18 protein-coding genes are annotated in these 19,138 nt (G+C 55.0%); 9 read left to right on the top strand and 9 right to left on the bottom strand.

The annotated features are described in order from the left end of the window. Positions 1-4: 4 nt before the first annotated feature. Both C5Y96_RS01095 and C5Y96_RS01090 read right to left on the bottom strand, forming a co-directional pair. A complete protein-coding gene (locus C5Y96_RS01095; protein ID WP_233198697.1) occupies positions 5-202 on the bottom strand; it encodes a CPXCG motif-containing cysteine-rich protein in 198 nt (65 codons plus the stop codon). 30 nt (positions 203-232) lie between these two features. Next, entirely contained in the window at positions 233-1,711 is a 1,479-nt protein-coding gene (locus tag C5Y96_RS01090) for a TIGR04222 domain-containing membrane protein (protein ID WP_158261030.1), read from the bottom strand. Between the two features lie 210 nt (positions 1,712-1,921). On the opposite strand from C5Y96_RS01090, the gene C5Y96_RS01085 reads away from it, so the two are divergent. Both C5Y96_RS01085 and C5Y96_RS01080 read left to right on the top strand, forming a co-directional pair. Continuing rightward, entirely contained in the window at positions 1,922-3,364 is a 1,443-nt protein-coding gene (locus tag C5Y96_RS01085) for an alkaline phosphatase D family protein (RefSeq protein ID WP_105349704.1), read from the top strand. An 81-nt stretch (positions 3,365-3,445) separates the two neighbouring features. After that, complete coding sequence (locus tag C5Y96_RS01080; protein ID WP_105349703.1) at positions 3,446-3,805, top strand: VOC family protein; 360 nt, start codon at positions 3,446-3,448, stop codon at positions 3,803-3,805. 10 nt (positions 3,806-3,815) lie between these two features. Here the strand turns inward: C5Y96_RS01080 and C5Y96_RS01075 are convergent, their stop codons facing one another. After that, a complete protein-coding gene (locus C5Y96_RS01075) occupies positions 3,816-4,427 on the bottom strand; it encodes a thioredoxin family protein (RefSeq protein WP_105349702.1) in 612 nt (203 codons plus the stop codon). Positions 4,428-4,670: 243 nt separating this feature from the next. Here C5Y96_RS01075 and C5Y96_RS01070 point away from each other — a divergent pair, with 243 nt between their 5' ends. Genes C5Y96_RS01070 through C5Y96_RS01055 form a run of 4 tightly spaced genes read left to right on the top strand, consistent with a single transcriptional unit; the run spans position 4,671 to position 8,525 of the window. Beyond that, positions 4,671-6,227, top strand: coding sequence for a sensor histidine kinase (locus tag C5Y96_RS01070; protein ID WP_105349701.1), 1,557 nt, complete (start codon positions 4,671-4,673; stop codon positions 6,225-6,227). After that, complete coding sequence (locus tag C5Y96_RS01065; RefSeq protein WP_105349700.1) at positions 6,224-6,655, top strand: response regulator; 432 nt, start codon at positions 6,224-6,226, stop codon at positions 6,653-6,655. Before C5Y96_RS01070 ends, C5Y96_RS01065 begins: the two co-directional genes overlap by 4 nt. Before the next feature lie 12 nt (positions 6,656-6,667). Next, positions 6,668-7,705 (top strand): response regulator, encoded by a 1,038-nt coding sequence (locus tag C5Y96_RS01060; protein ID WP_105349699.1) that lies wholly within the window; start codon positions 6,668-6,670, stop codon positions 7,703-7,705. Positions 7,706-7,760: 55 nt separating this feature from the next. Further along, positions 7,761-8,525 (top strand): DUF4142 domain-containing protein, encoded by a 765-nt coding sequence (locus tag C5Y96_RS01055; RefSeq protein ID WP_158261029.1) that lies wholly within the window; start codon positions 7,761-7,763, stop codon positions 8,523-8,525. Between the two features lie 46 nt (positions 8,526-8,571). On the opposite strand, the gene C5Y96_RS01050 is transcribed toward C5Y96_RS01055, so the two are convergent. The 6 genes from C5Y96_RS01050 to dxr form a co-directional block, all read right to left on the bottom strand. Continuing rightward, positions 8,572-9,279, bottom strand: coding sequence for a class I SAM-dependent methyltransferase (locus C5Y96_RS01050; protein ID WP_158261028.1), 708 nt, complete (start codon positions 9,277-9,279; stop codon positions 8,572-8,574). A gap of 32 nt (positions 9,280-9,311) precedes the next feature. After that, positions 9,312-10,202 carry an LpxI family protein gene (locus tag C5Y96_RS01045; protein WP_105349696.1) on the bottom strand — a complete coding sequence of 297 codons (891 nt, stop codon included), beginning with the start codon at positions 10,200-10,202 and terminating at the stop codon, positions 9,312-9,314. Positions 10,203-10,212: 10 nt separating this feature from the next. Next, positions 10,213-11,280, bottom strand: coding sequence for a UDP-3-O-(3-hydroxymyristoyl)glucosamine N-acyltransferase (gene lpxD, locus C5Y96_RS01040; protein WP_105349695.1), 1,068 nt, complete (start codon positions 11,278-11,280; stop codon positions 10,213-10,215). Between the two features lie 104 nt (positions 11,281-11,384). Next, entirely contained in the window at positions 11,385-12,077 is a 693-nt protein-coding gene (locus tag C5Y96_RS01035) for an HAD-IA family hydrolase (protein WP_158261027.1), read from the bottom strand. Positions 12,078-12,126: 49 nt separating this feature from the next. Then, entirely contained in the window at positions 12,127-14,229 is a 2,103-nt protein-coding gene (locus C5Y96_RS01030) for a site-2 protease family protein (protein WP_105349693.1), read from the bottom strand. After that, on the bottom strand, positions 14,175-15,392 hold the full coding sequence (dxr, locus tag C5Y96_RS01025) for a 1-deoxy-D-xylulose-5-phosphate reductoisomerase (RefSeq protein ID WP_105349692.1): 1,218 nt from the start codon (positions 15,390-15,392) through the stop codon (positions 14,175-14,177). Before dxr ends, C5Y96_RS01030 begins: the two co-directional genes overlap by 55 nt. A 192-nt stretch (positions 15,393-15,584) precedes the next feature. On the opposite strand from dxr, the gene cmk reads away from it, so the two are divergent. The 3 genes from cmk to C5Y96_RS01010 all read left to right on the top strand — a co-directional run bounded on the left by cmk (position 15,585) and on the right by C5Y96_RS01010 (position 19,015). Then, positions 15,585-16,238: a (d)CMP kinase gene (cmk, locus tag C5Y96_RS01020; RefSeq protein WP_105349691.1), complete on the top strand. Its 654-nt coding sequence runs from the start codon at positions 15,585-15,587 to the stop codon at positions 16,236-16,238. After that, positions 16,231-16,932: a lysophospholipid acyltransferase family protein gene (locus C5Y96_RS01015; protein ID WP_105349690.1), complete on the top strand. Its 702-nt coding sequence runs from the start codon at positions 16,231-16,233 to the stop codon at positions 16,930-16,932. The genes cmk and C5Y96_RS01015 overlap by 8 nt, the downstream gene beginning before the upstream one ends. 274 nt (positions 16,933-17,206) lie before the next feature. Next, positions 17,207-19,015: a 30S ribosomal protein S1 gene (locus tag C5Y96_RS01010; RefSeq protein WP_105349689.1), complete on the top strand. Its 1,809-nt coding sequence runs from the start codon at positions 17,207-17,209 to the stop codon at positions 19,013-19,015. Positions 19,016-19,138 lie beyond the last annotated feature (123 nt).

Here is a 19,138-nt window from a genome sequence, read left to right as displayed (position 1 = left end):
TCAGCTAGTCGTAGTCCTGCTCCGGCTCAGCCCAGGCTGTTGCGTCCCCGTTGGGGTCGATCTGGATATGGATCACGTGCGGTCGACAACACACGGGGCAGTCTTCGACGAACTGCTGTTCGCTTCCCTGGGATGGATCGAGCGGGATGACGATGTCCTCGCCGCAAGCATTGCAGATGTAAGTGATTTCCGTTTGCATCATGGCCGTCTCCTTTCAGTTACAGGCCCCTTATCAACTTCCGCATCCTCCGCATCCACCCCCTCCGCAGCCGCCTCCACAACCTCCTCCGCCGCCGCAGCCGGAATCGCCTCCACAGCCACCACCAAATCCGCCCCAACTCGAACTTTGAGCCGAGCGGAATTCTTCGGATAGTGGATAAAGATGGCCGGACGAGAACGCGGTAATACCGAACAGCCCGGCAGCAAGAAAGTATTCGTCTGCCGTGTTAATGCTGCTGCCAGGGGTTGATGGGTTGAGATGGGCATTTTCGTGCTGCCAATCCGCAAGGATGGCATTTCCCCGAGCGGTCCGCCCGCGACGAACGGCAAACCAAATGGCAGCCAACAACGCCGGGATGATCATCAGCACCAGGAAGAAGACGGGCTTTTCGCGCGAGATGCCAATAGCGATCTTGGCGAGTCCAAAACAAAAGACACCCAGCATAATGAGCGTAGGAACCCATCGCCGCGCGATTGGCTCGTAAGGGTTGGGCTCGAAGAGCCCCATTTCGGTGAGCTTGGCTCCGGCTTCTTTTGCGATCGGTAACGAGTTGGCGATTACTGTTTGGATGTTTTCGTTGTAGCTGTCTTGTACTTCGTGATATACGTGGCGTTCCAGGGGCGTTGCTTCGGGTGGCAGCGGACTGATCGCCGTCAGGTGTTTTTCGACCCGGCCCCCTGAGAAGCTTCCTTCAACCAACTGAATACTGCCATCTTGAATCAGCTTGGCAATGGTGGCGATCACCAGCCCTTTAGGTCCTTGAGCCAGGTAAGCGGCCAGGGTTGGTTCGTCCACTTTTGCGGGAATCGGCGGATCGGGAATGGGAATCAAGAAGCGGATGCCCAGCGCGATCAGCAGGAAGATCCCCCCCGCGATTGCGTAGAACTTGAGGAACGTTGGACCATCAAAGTCTAAAGGAGAAACGACGGCCACGGGTTCGGCCTGGCAGCCACCCAAGCTCAGCATGGGAAGGAGCACGAACAGAATCAGGGCAAGCCACTTCAGCGGATTGCGAGGGATGATGAAGTATCGACTACGATCGACCCAGCGGCTGTCGACGACCGACTCCATTTGCTCGCCGACGGAAGGCCAGATGTCCGTGGGAGGTGCCTCACTGAAATAGTGCTGGTAGCTGGCCAGGGTCTTGGAATACCAGTCGTCGAACTTCTCGGATTCTTCCCGGCGACCTGACGTAGGGCAATGATGCAAGGGGCGAGGCAAGACCTCGCCGCACATCTGTTCCCAGTAAGACTTGGTATAGGTCAGGTGCAAGTGCCAGGCCTGGTCGACCGCTTCCGATGGAGATACCGCGTGGCCAGCGACCATCGAGAGGAAGAGAAAGCGTCGGTACTCGTCGATCACCCGTTGGGCGAAACCGAGTCGCCAGCCGTTCTCGCGGGCCAGTCGAGCAGCGAACGTGAGTGTCGCCCCTGGCTCGTCGAACGAGAACGCTTCGATCTTACTCCATAGCGTAGCTGCTTCTGCTTCCATGGCACATGTTCCTGCATGGTGCATGAGGGTGTCAGCCACCTGAGAATTTCGTCGCTGAAATTTGCGGTCTGGCTGGCCTGCCTCTATTCTAAAGAATGTCTGACCTGCTTTGCGACATGGAAAGACCGCCCACTGCTAGATTGCCCGTTTTGCCGAGATTCCCAGCGCAAAGTATTGACTTCTTCTCTTAAGTGCCTCCGGAAATCCCCCATGCCCAAATTCCCGCCCATCGATCGCCGTCTGTTTATTAAGTCCACCATCGCAACGGCTGCTATTGCGACGTCGGCCCAAGCCAACGACACGGAAGTTCTTCGACATCCTGTTTATCAGGCAACAGGACTTCGCATCGGGGAAGTGACGCCAACGACTGCGATTGTGTGGACGCGACTGACCAAGAACACCGAGCGAAACAATGATGGGATAGTTTTCAAGAAGCGAGGTAAGTCGGAAGAAGCGTTAAAGACCCCGGTCGAGCAAATCGAAGGAGCTTGTCCCGGGCAGCCGGGTAAGATTCGGTTGCGCTATGGAATTGATGACATCTCGTTTCAAACAGAATGGATCAATGTAGATGAAGAATCCGACTTCATTCATCAGTTTCCCTTGAAGGATTTGAAACCAGCCACTCAATACACCGTCGTATGCGAAACTTCGGTGGATGGGGAACTGCATGAGCCCTTTGTCGGTACGTTCCGCACGGCACCCAAGCCAGACGAAGCCAAGCCGGTTCGCTTCTGCGTGATGACCTGCCAGGGGTATCCCGATCGCGATCATCCTGACGGGCACCCAATCTATCCTGCGATGACGGCGAAGGATCCCGACTTTATTTCGCTAACTGGCGATTTGATCTACTACGACAACGACGCCCCCAGCGCGATGACACCTGATCTGGCGCGTTTGCATTGGCAACGGATGTTCAGTCTGCCGCGACTGGTCGATACACTGAGTCACACTTCGACCTACTGGCTGAAAGACGACCACGACACGCTCGATAACGATTCGTGGCCGGGGCAGAAGTACGGTGAGTTGACCTTCGAGCAGGGGCAAGAGATCTTCCGCCAACAGGCACCTCTGGGAAGTGATTCGTATCGCACGTTTCGCTGGGGGAAGGACCTGCAAATCTGGCTGACCGACGGCCGTGATTTCCGCTCGCCAAATAAGAAGCCTGACGGCCCAGACAAAACGATCTGGGGAGCCGAACAGAAGGCCTGGTTCAAGCGAACGGTGAAAGAGAGCGACGCGACCTGGAAGGTATTGATCTCGCCCACGCCGATCGTGGGTCCAGACCGCAAAGGAAAGAACGATAACCACGCCAACGAAGGTTTCACCCACGAAGGGAATGAGATCCGCAAGTGGCTGCAGCAGAACGTGCCGGATAACTTCTTCGTCATCTGCGGCGATCGTCACTGGCAGTACCACTCGGTCGATCCGGAAACCGGGGTGAAAGAATTCAGCGTCGGCGCGGCCAGTAATTCGCATGCAGGGGGAACGCCGGGGCGAAACCCGAAGATCCATCGCTTCCACAAAGTGCAAGGTGGTTTCCTAAACGTGATGGTCGATTCAAAACCGGCTTCCTCAGAAATCACGTTCCAGCTATGCGATGTCGATGGAAACGTGGCCTTCGAGCAGAGGTTTGAGCGATCTCGGGGCATGTGACCGTGACGAGTCGTCATGCCGATGGTAATTTAGACGCGAGGTACAGGGCCTGTATTCGGTTGCCTTTTGACGGAACCTTCGATGGAACTATTCGCGGTTGAGATACGGACAGCGCAGTGGCAGCCGATGATCTTGTGGTATACGTCGGCATTGAATATGAAGTCTGCCGTCCGTAGTGAAGAAGAAGGGTATGCCCTGTTGGCCGGACGAGGCTGGCGGCTATCGGTTTTAGAACTTCAGGAAGACGAGCCGCGCGATCATTCGGCGATCAGCCTGGCGCTGGAGGTCGAGGACATCGTGGCTGCCCGCGAGCGTATCGAGCCCTTTTTGATGGAACCGCCAGAACCGATCGAGACGAGTGACGAAGGTTTCCTGCAGTGGTCGACGACCGACCCGGATGGTAATCGGATCAAGCTGTTTCAGTTTGTGGCTGTCGACTAACGGTCACCGCTTAACGTCGTGATCGCTTGTAACGAATGTTGCAACCGATCGCGACGGTCTCTTGAACGTCCGGCTGCTTGCCGGCCAGAGTCGCTTCGACGGCCTTGTCGACATAATTGACGGTGGCCTCGGCGGCGTTGGGGTTGTCATCCATGGCACCCATGTAAACAACTTTTCGGTCGCTGTCGATCACAAAGAACTCAGGCGTGCGGGTAGCTCCCCAGGCCTTGCCCAGTTCCTGCTTTTCGTCCTTGAGATACGGGAAGGTGAACTTCTCGGTCTTGGCTCGTTCTTTCATCGCTTCCAGGGAGTCTTCGTCGATTAGGTTCGAGTTCACAGCAATCAGGGCCACCCGGTCGTCGTTCTGCCACTTCTTGGATAGAGTTTTGATGCGATCCTGGTAGTCAACTGCGTAGGGACATGTGTTGCAGGTAAAAGCCACAACGACCACTTTCTTGACTTTTAGGTCCTTCCAACTGTGCGGTTCCCCGTTAGTTGCCGGTAAGTTCTCCCATGGCTGGACGACGTCTCCGATCGAGAGAATGGGGTTGTACTCGCCGGCTTGAATAGCGGTAAGCGGCAAAAAAACAGCACAAAACAGGGGAATAATACGAGATATCATAGGTCTTTCCGATTGTCGGACGTTCCGTTGGAAAGTCTGGGGGATAACTGGCTTTTTACTTCCGACAGCATAGACGACATTGCCGACGAAAGCAAAATTGCGCAACATGTGTCTCAACAATCAATTCAATGATAGTTTGACCATTAGGGGGCAGGTCAACCGTGGGCAGCCGCGCAGTTCAACTGGAATGCGAGGCCTGGGGGTCCATTGGGAATTGCCTCTGTTGACGGAGGTTATCTCAGCGTGTTGCAGCTTATTGGAAGTGTTCTGAGCAGCATTGGATTGTTTTTTCTCCATCTCTTTGAAACCGATGGATTTCCTGCGCGTTGGTATTGCGGTTCGGTATGGCACGAAGAGCCTGGGGTTGGCTGGCTGCACATCGTTTCCGATGTCGCCATATTTGGCGCGTATTTGACCATTCCGGTCGTTCTGGCGTACTTTCTGTTTCGACGACGTGACCTCCCCTTCCCAACCGTTATTGCATTGTTTGCCTTGTTCATTGTCTCTTGCGGTGTGGGTCACCTGGTCGAGGCGATTATCTTTTGGGAACCGGTCTATCGCTTTTCAGGGCTCATCAAAGCCGTTACGGCGATTGTTTCGTGGGGAACGGTTGTGGCGTTGTTTCCCCTGATTCCCCGAGTTCTCGACCTGCCCAATCTGGAAAAAATGAATGCCCAGTTGGAAGCAGAGATTGCCGAACGTCGACGGGCGGAAGCCCTGTTTCGGACGATCTTTTTCGGGGTGCCCAATGGAATCATCATGGTAGACCCTCTGGGAACCCTGAAAATGGTCAATCATCGTGTGACGCAGATGTTTGGTTACTCGGAAGACGAAATGATCGGGAAGTCGGTCGAGATGCTCATTCCGAAGGCCATTCGAGACCGCCACCAAGCGTTACGTGAATCGTTCTTTAAAGCTCCTCGCATGCGAATGATGGGGGAGGGACGTGATTTGTATGCCACGAGAAAAGATGGAAATGAATTGCCGGTCGAGATCGGGCTGAATCCCATTCAAATTGGAAATGAGCAATTCGTGCTGGCCTCGATTGTCGACATATCGGAACGCAAACGATCGGAGCGATCGCTGGCTGAGTACACCCGTCAGTTGGAGAAATCGAATGAAGAACTCGACGAATTCGCATACGTCGCTTCGCACGACTTGCGTTCACCACTGCAGGCCGTAAAAAACCTGGCCAACTGGATCCGTGACGACAATGCCGAAACGTTGTCGGACGAGTCGGTTCGCCATGTCGATCTGATGCATCAGCGTATTCAACGTATGGAGCGGCTACTGGATGACCTGTTGCAGTATTCTCGGGTGGGAAGGGTAGAACAATCGATTGGCGAAGTGGATGTAGCAAAGTTACTTGATGCGATTATTGATACGTTGCCCCGTCCCGAGAAAATGCAGGTTCAGGTTAAACCTGGAATGCCGGTCCTGCGAACTTTGCGGGCACCGCTCGACTTGACCCTAAGCAATTTGATTCAGAACGCAATTAAGCACCACGACCGTGACGATGGCATAATAAAGGTTTCGTGTGAGGATGCAGGAGATTACATCCGCTTTTCGGTTGAGGATGACGGACCGGGCATCTCTCCCGAGTTTCATGAACGTATATTTAAAATGTTTGAGACGCTCCGTCCCCGCGATGATGTCGAAGGAAGTGGCATGGGGTTATCGCTCGTCCAAAAGACGGTCGAGACGATCGGTGGAACTATCTCGCTTGAGTCGCAACCTGGCCAGGGATCGACTTTTTCATTCACGTGGCCGAAGAATACTCCGCTAGGAGATCAAGAATGATATCCCCTAATCTCCGAGTATTACTGGTAGAGGACGACGACATTGATGCCGAAGCGGTGAAGCGCGGTTTCGCCAAGGCCGGGGTGGCATGTCCTTTATATCGAGCGACCAACGGTATTCAGGCACTAGCAATGCTGCGTAAGAAAGATGGCGACTTTCAGAATGTGCCGTATGTCGTGCTGCTTGACTTAAAGCTGCCGCAGATGAATGGTCCGGAATTCCTTGCGGCGATTCGGGCAGACGAAGAGCTGCGTAAGAGTGTCGTTTTTGTATTGACAACATCGAACGACCCAAAGGATAAATTAACTGCGTATTCGCATTGTGTGGCCGGTTACATTACCAAATCGAACGCAGGCGTCGAGTTTAGAAACCTGATTCAATTGCTCGGTACTTATGCCGAGATCAATGAATTTCCGATTTGTGCTTAGAAGTTATCGTTGATGAACGTTGCCGTAGAAACGCCCAAGATTTTGCTCATCGAAGACGATTCGGTGTTTCGGATGCTTATCAAGCGTCTGCTGGGTAGCGACTACCAGATCGACGAGGCTTCCAGCATTGAGTCGGGCCGAAGCTTGCTGAGCACCGAGCGTTTTCAGTGCGTACTGCTCGATTATCGCCTGCCTGACGGGACTGGCTTTCAGGTGCTGCCCGATGCAATTGCACGTGAACTACCGGTGGTGATGATGACCGCCATGGGGCACGAGCAGCTCGCCATCGATGCCATTAAGCAAGGCTGTCAGGATTACCTGATCAAAGACGATTTGACACGTGCGACACTGTGCCGCAGTTTGACTAATGCCATGCGACACGTGCAATCCGATCGGCAGTCGATGCGGCACCGTCAGACGCTGCAGCGGGTGATTCAAGTGGCTGCAACGAAATGTCGTCAGACCACATCGGCCATTCGGCAAGCTTGTCTCGATGGCGCTACCGACTTGGAAGCCAAGGCTCCGTTCCTGGATCAGCTTGATCACTTGATGGACGGACTGACGGCCTATTCGCGACTGGCCTCGACCTCGTGGCACGCCGAGCCTGTTCGTTTGAGCGAGGTGCTCGCAGAAGTTCTTCACGAGATGAAGAATCGGACGGCTGATTTGGAAATTGAAGTCTCCGATCAGACCACGACTACGTTCAAGTCTGACCGAGAGGCAGTTCAGTCTATTTGTCGAGGCCTGTTCGACTTCCTTATCGAAGACGGTACGCCTGAGGCGACGTTCGCAGTTTACTCCGAGATCGAACAAGGACAGATTCTGCTCAAATTCGTGCCGAAAACGAAGAGCATCGAAGAGCTTCAGGCTCAGCTTTCGTCCCGAGCGGCCCTGACCGCAGATGACACGGTTTGCACGGGAATCGAGATTATTCGACTTCTCGTCGAACAGTTGCAGGGTACGATTTGGGCAGAGACTCAAGATGGCCAGGTTCAGATCCGCGTGGATTTACCCAACGGCAACCAGCTCGACGGATTGCCAACATTCTAAGTGCTGGCAAGTGGGGCTTGGGGTGACTAACTTTTTCTCGAACGGAGTTTTACCCATGTCGACCTGCGTGAAACTTACTGGTTGCGTGATTCTATTGGGAGCCCTATTTGCGGCCCCCACTTTCGCTCAATCACCGGCGGCTCCCGAAAAGCAAGCAGCCGCGGATGTCGATGCATTGGGTTCGCATATCGCGATTAAATTGCTTTTGATGAACAAAGAAGCGATCGTTCTAGGAGAGATGGCGGAGAAGAAAGCCCAGTCGAAGGCCGTGAAGTCATTCGCCCAGGAACTTGTCGCCAAGCATGAAAAACTAGAAAAGGCGCTCGAACCACTGATCGATGCCGACCATCTGGAATCGATCGAGTCGATCGAAACCGATATTCGCTATCCTCGCGGGGAACCGGGAACCCAACAGGAACGCGCCGATGCCGAGAGCATTCGTGATAACAAGTGGGTTTTGGAAGGCCGCCCCAAACCGGTGGAGCCGAAAGCCGATGCCCCACCCCAGAAACTGTCCAGCAAAGAGAATAGCGAAGTCGAAAAAGACGTCGATGTCGTTCAGTATCAACTGGCGGCCGTAAAAGACCACATCAAGTCGGTGGTCGAGCGGCTGGATGCGTTGGAAGGTACCGATTTCGACACGGCCTATCTCGACCAGACAATCCGTGCCCATGCCTGGATGTTTGCCGAGCTCGGAGCGATCAAGATCTCGGATCAGCCGAAGCTTATGCAGCTGAGTCTGCAAGAGAAGAAGATGGCCGAGCAACACCTGGCCGAAGCTCGGCGTCTGCGTGATCAACTTCAGCACGCCGGGAAATGAAACAGAAGCTAAGCCAGCAGCGTCGGATCAGGCTTGTCGTTGCTGGTTACTCTTCCGGCGTTTGTTTCGCCTTTTCAAAGAACATCATGTGCTGCCACGGCAGCCCGTCGAATTCGCTGGCCAACTGAAAACCGTTGGCTTCGTATTCAAGGATTGCCTGTTTCTTACTCATCTTGTGAAGCAGCTTGATGGGGACGTTCGGGTCTTCCATACGAAACTCGAGTAGTGCCACCTTGCCGTCTGGTTTCAGGGATTGACGCATTCCGGTCAGCATTTCGACCGGGTGCGAGAACTCGTGATAGACGTCGACGCAGAGGATCATATCGACTTTGCCCTCTGGCAGTTTCGGGTTGTCGATGTCACCGAGAATCAAATCGATGTTCTCGATCCCCTCTTCTTCCGCCCGGGCTTTCAGCAGACGTAGCATTTCCGGTTGAATATCGACGGCCAGAATCTTACCTTCTTTGCCCACCATCTCGGCCAGCTTGAGGCTGTAGAAGCCATTGCCGCAGCCCATGTCGCAGATGGTCATCCCTGGCTTCACGCCCAGGTTCTCGAGCATCTTCTGGCAGTCTTCTTCCCGCTGACGGCTTTCGCGAATCAACCAGGGGGCACCGTTGTAATGCATGGTCTGAGCAATCTCACGCCCTTGATAAATAGGGCGGCCATCCACCGACGTAACGTCCTGCTGAGCGGCAGCGAACTGGGTGGCAAAGCACAGAAAAGCAACGGCGAGAATAGCAGTACGAAGCATAGGATCCTGGTTGGGGCGGCCAGGCAACATTGCTAGGCCGCTTCCGAAGAGGGAGCAAATTCGGCGAGGCGATCCTCGCTCACGGCAAGAATCGACAAACGATGGGTCTTTGCAAATTCTAACACGGCTGGCTCGTCGAGGAGAATTGTTTTTTCTGCTTCGAGTACCAGTGTGCTTGCCCCGGCATCGACCATGGTCTGCAACGTGCCTACACCAATCGTGGGGACATCAAATCGCATGTCTTGCTGTGGTTTGGCCACTTTCACGACCGTGAACCCGCCAGCTTTGCACAGGGTACCGGCTCGCTGAATGCACGCGTCGGTCCCTTCAATGGCTTCCAACGCCAGCACGGCCTGGTTCTTGACGGCAACGCTCTGGCCAACATCCAGACGCCCAAGCTCCTTGGCCATTTCCCAACCGAACTGAATGTCCCGCAGTAGCTTTGCACTGGGCTGGGGACCTGCAATGACGCCAAAATTCACGAGCAACTCCGGTGCATAGTCGGTAGCAGGGTAGAAGGTAATTCCGCTGGCGGCGAACGCATCAACGATGGCCAGTAGGAGCGTATCGTCCTTGCGATCTTTCGTGCCCCACAGATGCGGAGCAAATGTCCGAAAGCAGAACCAGTCGGGGAAGTGGTTCCACAGGAATCCACGATCGAAGATCCGCACCTTATGGATTTTTCCTGCCATGGTCACTTCGGTCGCGTGGTGCTTCTGAAAGTGACGTTTCACTTTGCCAAGCTGGCCAAGCCCAACCCAGACGGTCGCGTCGCAAAGTTCTTCCAAGACAGGGTCAGCATGGTCTTTGACGGCGGCGCATACCACACGTCGGCCACTGCGCTGAATTGCTTCGGCCACGACGATCGGCAGGTTTCCCCATCCGGCCAAAAGTCCAACCGGAGGTAATTGCGAACTGTCCATGAGGCGATTCTTACGAGGCTTTCCGAATGACCGGTTCGACGATCACTTCGGCTTCCTTTTCCAGTTGTTCGATTCGTTTGGCCAACTGCTTGATGGTCTTTCGCATCTCCGGCAACTTTTTGATCGCCATGTGTTCGCCTAAGACCACCTTGGCCGGACCGGCAGGCACGCCCAAGCTTTGCTGTCCTGCGGGAATATCCGTGCTAACACCAGCTTTGGCCCCTACCATTGCGCCGGTACCGATGTGGACATGATCGCGAACGCCGACTTGACCGGCCATGACTACGTAATCACCGGTGCTCGAACTGCCAGCGATGCCGACTTGCGAGCAGAGTAGGTTATGTTTGCCGATGCGACAGTTGTGTCCGATTTGAACGCTGTTGTCGATCTTCGTGCCTTCGCCAATCAGCGTGGCTCCGTAGGTGCCGCGGTCGATCGTGGTGCCGGCACCGATTTCGACGTCCGATTCCAGGACGACGTTGCCTAGCTGAGCCGAGAGGATGTGTTTGCCGCTTGAGGAGTCGTAACCGAAGCCGTAAGCGCCCAGCACGGCGTTGGCATGCACGATACAGCGATCGCCAATTTCGGTTCGATCGTACAGGACCACGCCTGGGAAAATGATGACGTTGTCGCCGATGCGGCAGCCGGCCTGAATGGTAACGCCGCTGTGAATAATGCTGTTCTTGCCGATCGTGACGCCGTCGCTAATTACGGCACCAGCGCCGATGGTTGCAGTGGGATCGACGACCGCAGCCAGAGATACGACGGCCGAGCGGTGGATACCAACGTCGGCTTGTTGTTCCCAGGGCTGAAAGAAGCGAATCGTTTTGCCGAATGCCTCGTGGACGTTCGCGACAACGATGCAATCGATGTTCAGTTTGTCGGATTGTTGACGAACCAACACGGCGGATGCCTGGCAGTCTTCCATGAGCATGGCAACCTGGTCGGGCTTATCCATCAGCGTAATTTCGCCGGCAACCGCGTCGCGGATGATGTTGGCCCCGGTGATGACACGATTGGGATCGCCAAAGACTTTGCCATCAACAAGTTCGGCCAGTTGTGCCAGCGTGGTGCCCATGAAGGAATCCTTTCCAGTGCGGGTCGGGTCAATATAGATCGCCCTAATGTAGCTGGTTTCACCCCAACGAACCAACATCAATTATCGCCCGGACTTGAGGGCTGCTATCGCGCGAGCACCGCGTCGACGGCAGCATCTAAGCTTGGATAGCTATTGGGGATATCACCATCACCAGGTTTGCTGGAACGGGTTAAATAGAGGGCCTGCCAGCCGAAAATTTGCGGTGCTTGCACGTCATTTTCCCAGTCGTCACCAATCAGCAAAATCTCATTGGGCTGGCAGTCGAGTTCACGCGTAACGTGCTCGTAGAACTGCGAAGCTGGTTTTACCCAGCCGATTTCCGAAGAGATGAAGAGTGTCAGATCGAAGTCTGCCAGGTGCTGCTCGGCAATCGGTCGGAGCCGCTGATCGAAGTTCGATGCTAGCCCCAGTGGAATGCCGGCGTCGGCCAGCCGAGACAGGGCAGGGGAGACGTCTTCGAACAGGCACCAGTGCTCCGCCTGGCCGAAGTGTTTCCACAGATGCTTAAAGAGATCGTTCTGCTGGTCAGTAGTCGGCGAAAGAACGAAGTTAACGATTGCCTGCCACCGGGCAATTTCCGATGACTCGCTCGTTCGTAGCGGATCGTCAGAACCGTGACTCGTTTGAAAAGCGTGAACGCTGTATTTCGAGATGGCCTGATAAAACCGCTGGCGAATGGTCTGTAGATCGAGATCAATCCCGTGCAATTGTCCTGCCGCCTGGTAAGCATGGGCGACCGATGGCAGCGGCCGGATGACCGTGCCGACCGCGTCCAAAAGAACAACCTTTGGACGCGGAGCAGTTTTACGTTCTGGCGTCAGCGAACTAACCCCAAGGGAAGAAGCGATTGATGTCGAGGAAGATGACCGTCACCATCAGGGTCAGCACCATGGCCAGCCCCAGGTAGGTCAGGCGGATCATCCACTTTTCGTTCATCGCTTTGCCGCGGATCCCTTCGTACAGGAGGAACATCATGTGCCCGCCGTCGAGAACCGGAATAGGTAAGAAGTTCACCACTGCCAGGTTGGCACTGATGAGCGTCAAGAAGATCAACAAGCGGGAAACGCCTCGCGACGATTCCGCAGTGGCCACGTACAGGATCGTGCCTGGGCCACCCAGACCGCTGATCTGCATCTCGCCCGAGAAGATCTTCCGCAGAACGACAATGACCTGATTCATCCCTTCGCCCACTTCGCGGACACCCAGGTACAGGGCATCGCCCAGGCCGGATGCGTACTGGATCTTCTCTTCCACATCGAAGCGGAGATAACGGCTCTGCAACATGTCGGTCTTGGACGGGGCGCTGGAAACCGAGACATTTTCCGGCGTTCCGGAGTCTTTCTTCTTCACGGTGAGCACCATCTCGGTGTCGGGATGAGCGACTTGCAGGGTCCATTGAACGGCCTGCCAGGCGATCTCGTCCGTCTTCACTTTGACGTCCTTCGCACCGATCTTCATCTCGTCATTCACTTCCTTGGCCGCATCGGTAGTGCCTTGGAAGCCGACGATCAGGATCTCGTCGCCAGCGGCAAGACCAGCTTTGGCTGCCGAGCTTTCCGGCAGAACCTCGGCGATGGTCGTCGTCAGGTCGAAGGTCAGTCCTAGTGTCTGCAGGCCGATTTCATAGCCTGGCATGTATTCCGAAGAGAACCCTTCCGGAACAACCGTTTCGATCGACTTGGTTTCCTGTTTGCCGTCACGTTCGATCACGACTTCGATCGTTTGACCAGCCCACTTCGTTTCGCGGCTGGGCAGCGTGTAGCCATCGCCGAGAGCTTCGCCGTTGAGCGAGACGAGCTTGTCACCAACCTTCAGTCCGGCCTTTTCGGCGGGTGAGCCAGAGCGGATCGCCAGGATTGGGCTGATCTCCATGATCAGACCTGTCTCGCGATAAGGCACCGTTGGGATTTCGACTTCGACTTCTTCGGTCGTGTCGCTCTCCTTGTCGATCTTTCGCTCGAGCTTAAGCTTGAGCGCGTCGTATGGGTGATTGGCGACGTACTTCTGGTAGTCGAGGAAGTTGGCGATCGGCTGGCCGTTGATGCCAGTCAGATTATCGCCAGGCTTCAGTTTGTCGGCGACATCGCTACCAAAGACCATGTTCATGAGCTTGGGAGCGACGACCATCTTGGTTGTGTACATCGGAGCGACACCGATGGTCGGACGCTGGGCATCTTTGTAGGTGTTCTTGGGAACAATATCGATGACTTCCTGCTGGCCATCGGCACGCTTCACCACGAATGGCATCGCCTTGTCGTCGCCATTCATGATGATCCGCAGGGTCATGTCTTTGTCGAAACGCAGATCCTTACGAACCTTGCCTTCCGAGTTCAGGCCGACGATCTCATCGCCCGGGTTGAGCCCGACTTCCCACGCCGGCGAGCCCGGCTGAAGCCAGCTGACCTGAGCTGGAATGTAAGGAACGCCCATGGTGTAGGCGATTGCAGCGAAGATCACACCGAAAATCAGATTGAAAACCACGCCAGCGGAAATGATGGCCATTCGCTGCGGCACGCTCTTGGCGGTGTAGCTACGGGGGTTCACGACTTCCTGCTTGTTGCCTTGATCATCGACCGTTTCAATCATGGTCGAGGCCGATTCGTCTTCGGCGTTGTTGGGGTTATCGTCCTGCCCTAGCATCTTCACGTAGCCACCCAGCGGGATCGTACCGATACCGTATTCGGTCTCGCCCCACTTCTTTTTCCAGAGGGCCGAGATTGTCCAGGGGCCGAGGGTAATCGGCACGTCGAAACCAACGTAAAACTTATCGCAGCGCACGCCACAAGCTTTGGCCACCAGGAAGTGCCCCAGTTCGTGCACGAAAATAACGATGCCCAAGCCGATGATGCCCTGCATGAAGGCCCAAATGCCGCCTAAGTATTGGAGCAGGCTTGGTCCTTCGCTTGCCGCAAACAGCAAGTGATCCACTTGATAGACTCCTCTCGGGCCCAAGCATCAAGCTCGAGCAGCCGGGTTAATTCTGGGTTTGATTCAAACGGGTGTTCGTCCAACAGGTGGCGACATACCCGGTAAATGTCTACGAAACGAATTTTACCTTCTAAAAACTGCTGAACGGCCACTTCATTCGCGGCGTTCAGGACAGCTCCGCACGTTCCCCCACGCTCTGCGACCTCTTTTCCCAGTTTAAGGGCAGGGAAACGCTCGTAATCTGGGGGCTCGAATTCGAGCGAAAACGCAGCCGTCAGGTCGAGTTGTCTGGCAGGACACTCGGTGCGCTCGGGATACGTCATTGCCAGTTGAATGGGCATTCGCATATCCGGAGGGCTCATTTGGGCAACCATCGAGCCATCGACGAACTCTACAATCGAATGCACGATCGATTGGGGATGGACCACGACGTCGATCTGATCGACCGCCAAGTCGAACAGCCATTTGGCTTCGATTAACTCTAAAGCCTTGTTCATCATCGTTGCCGAGTCGACGGTGATCTTTGGACCCATTTTCCAGGTTGGGTGATCGAGCGCTTCATCAGCGGTGACTTCGGTCAGTTGCTGCCGGGTGAACTTACGGAAAGGTCCACCGGAGGCTGTCAGGATGACCTTGCGAACGTCGACCTCGCGTCCGGCTTTCATGGCCTGGAAGATCGCACTGTGTTCACTATCGACCGGTAGGATCTCGGCACCGGATTCTGCGGCTAACTTAGTTGCCAAGTGGCCGGCGACGACCAGGGTTTCTTTGTTGGCGAGTGCCACTCGCTTGCCGGCTGCGATTGCCGCGAAAGTTCCTTCAAGGCCTGCCCGACCAACGATGGCCGAAACAATAATATCGGCATCGCGATGGGCGGCTACTTCCTGCAGGCCTGCGGTACCGGTCAGTAGGGTCGTTTGTTGGGGGAGTTTCGACCAATCGAACTCCTGGGCCGCAGCTTCGTCGCTGGCCACGATGTACTTGGGTTGGTACTCGATGGCTGCTTTGAGTAGATCCTCCAGACGCCCGTGTGCTGTCAGAGCAAAGGGTGTGAATGCCCCCTTACTGGCTCGAATGACATCCAGCGTGCTGCATCCGATACTCCCGGTGGCTCCCAGGACGACAACGTTTTGGCTGGATTTCAAGGACAACGAGCTACGCATGGACCGCTTCTAAACAAGGGTGGCTTCTTCTCTACGGATTGTTCCAGAATTTCCTCATTCGCGAAAGATTACTGTGGAAAAGGAAATAATGGGTCCTTCGAAGTCGTTCCGGCTTCCTGCTATAACTGCTTAAATGCACGGTGATTCACCATGGACCGATCCATAAACCCAACCTGTTCACGACCTTTTGGCATGATTGTTACCATCGACGGCCCGGCCGGGGCGGGAAAGAGCAGCATTTCCCGGCGGCTGGCAGACGAACTTGGGTTCGAGTTTCTCGACACCGGGGCCATGTATCGGGCAGTAGCCTTGATGGGGTTACGGGCCAAAATCGATTGGGCCGATAAGAATCTTCTCGTGGATTTCGCGAAATCGGCATCGATTGATCTATCGGGCCGAGCCGTGATTCTGGATGGGGAAGACGTTTCTCACGAGATTCGCTCGCAACAGGTCACCGAAGTCACACGCTACGCCGCGAATAATTTCGGCGTGCGGGAAGAACTGGTGCGACTTCAGCGGGAAATCGCTGCCGGCAAAGACATTGTCACCGAAGGACGCGATCAGGGAACGCTTGTTTTTCCGAATGCGGAGTGCAAGATCTTTCTGACCGCCTCGCCCGAGGAACGAGCCCGCCGCCGCGTCGGCGACCTGGCAAAACGTGGTGAAACGGTTGAATTTGAAGAGATTCTGCAGCAGCAAACCAAGCGAGACGAAGAAGACTCGCAGCGCGAGGTCGGTCCGCTTCTAAAAGCCGAAGATGCCGTGGAAGTAATGACCGACGGTATGTCGGAAGCCGAAGTATTGCAGGAATTGGTCGGGATCGTACAGCGGTACCAGCATGCGTGAGGAAAAGCGAACGGGGGCTCGTTCGTGGTCCCAGCAACTGATCTATAACTTTCTGCGTGTCACGGCGAGGTTGGTTGCGGTCGCGTTTTATCGAATCCGCGTGTTTGGCCGTGAAAACTGGCCTGCCGAGGGTGGGGCTCTCGTCTGTTCGAACCACCAAGGCTTCCTCGATCCGCCGCTGGTCGGTCTGTGTTGCGATCGCCAGCTGAATTTCCTGGCCAAGAAGTCTCTCTTCAGGTTTCCACTAAAGGCCTTCATCGAACACCTTAATGCCATTCCGGTGAATCGCGCTGGAACAGGGCTGGATGGCTTGAAAGAGACGCTCAAACGGCTGCGAGGCGGGGAATTGGTGCTGATTTTCCCCGAAGGAACGCGGAGCGAGAATGGGGAACTGGGGCAATTGAAACCCGGATTCATCGCTGTTGCCCGGAAAGGAAGAACTCCGATCGTCCCGGTAGCCTTTGACGGGTCGTTCCAAGCATGGCCCAAGTGGCAACTGCTGCCGGCGTTGGGGGTCGTGCATGTGAAGATCGGAAAACCGATTACCGCAGAAGAAATTGCCCAGATGTCGGACGACGAACTGCTATCAGCGCTGCAGACGCGAATGGACACGATTTTTCGCGAGGTTCAGTATTCGCGAGCACGGTCGATGAATCCTCGTATTCACACCACAGACAAGACGCAGTTTGCCTAAACCGACTTTTCTTTCGGCGATTTTCGAGAATCGTGGTATCTCACCCCACCTTCTGTGGTTGATGGTAATTTGGGGATTTGCTACTTTTACGGGTTCTCACTGAATCGAGCGTTATGAAGGGTATAGTGGTTTACCCTGCGCAGGTTCGTTAGGTCCAGCATTTTTGCACTCGAATAGCCGCCTGAGGGGATCAGCCCAGCCGCCATTTTATCGTCTTTTGCGGCAGCTATTTATCTCCAGCGACTTCGAGCCCCCTGGTTCAAAATTTTTAAGCATGGTCAATCGTAATCTCATTCGCAATCTCGAAAGTGACGACACTCTTTTAGCGCAAATCGATGAGCTCTCGCCTGGTATTGAAGATACCTGGCTCGATGACACGATCGAGATGGAAGAATCGATCGAAATCAACAAAATCGTCGAAGGCCGTATTCTTCGTATGGACGAAGAGTTTGTGCTGATCGACATCGGCGGGAAGAGCGAAGGCAGCGTTCCCCGCGACGAATGGGATGAAGACGAAGATCCGCCAGAAGTTGGGGCTGTTGTTCGTGTTCTCGTCGAAGACGTCGAAGATGAATTCGGCCGTACCGACGACCCGCACGGCATGGTCGCCCTGTCGAAGCGTAAGGCCCGCAAGATCGACGACTGGGAACGGACGATGGAATCCATCGCCGAAGGTCAGGTCGTCAAGGGGGAAGTCACCCGCAAGATCAAGGGTGGTTTGCTCGTCGACATCGGCGTCAACGTGTTCCTACCGGCCAGCCAGGTCGATATTCGCCGTCCACACGACATCGCCGACTACATCGGCAAGACGGTCGAGTGCGAAGTGCTCAAGATCGACGCCGAACGCCGCAATATCGTGGTCAGCCGCCGTTCGCTCATCGAACGTAAGCGTAAGAGCGATCGCGAATCGTTGCTCAAGGAACTGGAAGTCGGTCAAACCCGCCAGGGCGTGGTCAAGAACATCGCCGACTTCGGTGCGTTCGTTGACCTGGGCGGTATCGACGGCCTGCTGCACATCACCGACATGAGCTGGGGCCGCATCGGTCATCCGACCGAAATGGTGAACATCGACGACGAAATCGAAGTTCAGATCCTGAACATCGACCACGAACGCGAAAAGATTGCTCTGGGTCTGAAGCAGCTGACTCCAAGCCCATGGGACGGGGTCGAAGAGAAATACCCAGTCGGTGCCAAGGTCAAGGGCAGCGTCGTCAACGTCATGAGCTACGGTGCATTCGTCAAGCTGGAAGAAGGCATCGAAGGTCTGGTTCACATTTCCGAAATGTCGTGGACCAAGCGTATCAGCCACCCCAGCGAAATCGTCAACATCAACGACGAAATCGAAGTGGTTATCCTGGGCATCAACAAGGAGAAGCAAGAGATCTCCTTGGGTATGAAGCAAACCCAGTCCAACCCATGGGAAAACATCAAGGATCGCTACCCAGTCGAATCGGTCGTCAAGGGCCGCGTTCGCAACCTCACCAACTACGGTGCGTTTGTCGAACTGGAAGAAGGGATCGACGGTCTGCTGCACGTTTCCGACATGTCGTGGACCCGCAAGATCGGTCACCCGAGCGAAATGCTCGAAAAGGGCCAGGAAGTCGAGTGCAAGGTTCTCAGCATCGACGAAGAACGTCGTCGTATCGCTCTGGGCTTGAAGCAGCTCGAATCCGATCCATGGGCGACCTCCATCCCCGAAAAATACCAGCCGAATCAGTTGGTTAAGGGTAAGGTCACCAAGATCACCAACTTTGGTGTCTTCGTTGGTCTGGAAGACGGTCTGGAAGGTCTGCTGCATATCAGCGAACTGTCAGACGACAAGGTCGAAAACCCCGAAAACGTCGTCAAGGTGGGCGAAGAAATCGAGGTCAAGATCCTGCGTGTCGATACGGAAGATCGCAAGATCGGCCTGTCCCGCAAGCGTGTCCAGTGGGCCGAAGACGAAGCTCCAGAAGGTGCCGACGCTGGCGGCGAAGCCCGCAGCGGATCGCCAGCTCCGAGCGAACTCAAGGGCGGTCTGGGCTCCAGCGGTCCGATGTTCTCGATGCCTTCGGAACAAGACAACAACGAAGAAAACAGCTAAATTGCTGCCTCTTCTTGTTAGAAATCAAAAAAGCCTCGAAGTTTCCTTCGAGGCTTTTTTCGTTGAGACTTCTGGCTCGATGCGGCGGGTTGGATGATCTTACATCCGGGCCTACCTGCGTAA

It is taken from the genome of Blastopirellula marina (assembly GCF_002967715.1).
In the GTDB taxonomy this organism is placed as follows: Bacteria; Planctomycetota; Planctomycetia; order Pirellulales; family Pirellulaceae; genus Bremerella; species Bremerella marina_B.
Note: the sequence above shows the minus strand (reverse complement) of the source record. Positions and strands in the feature narration are given on the sequence as shown.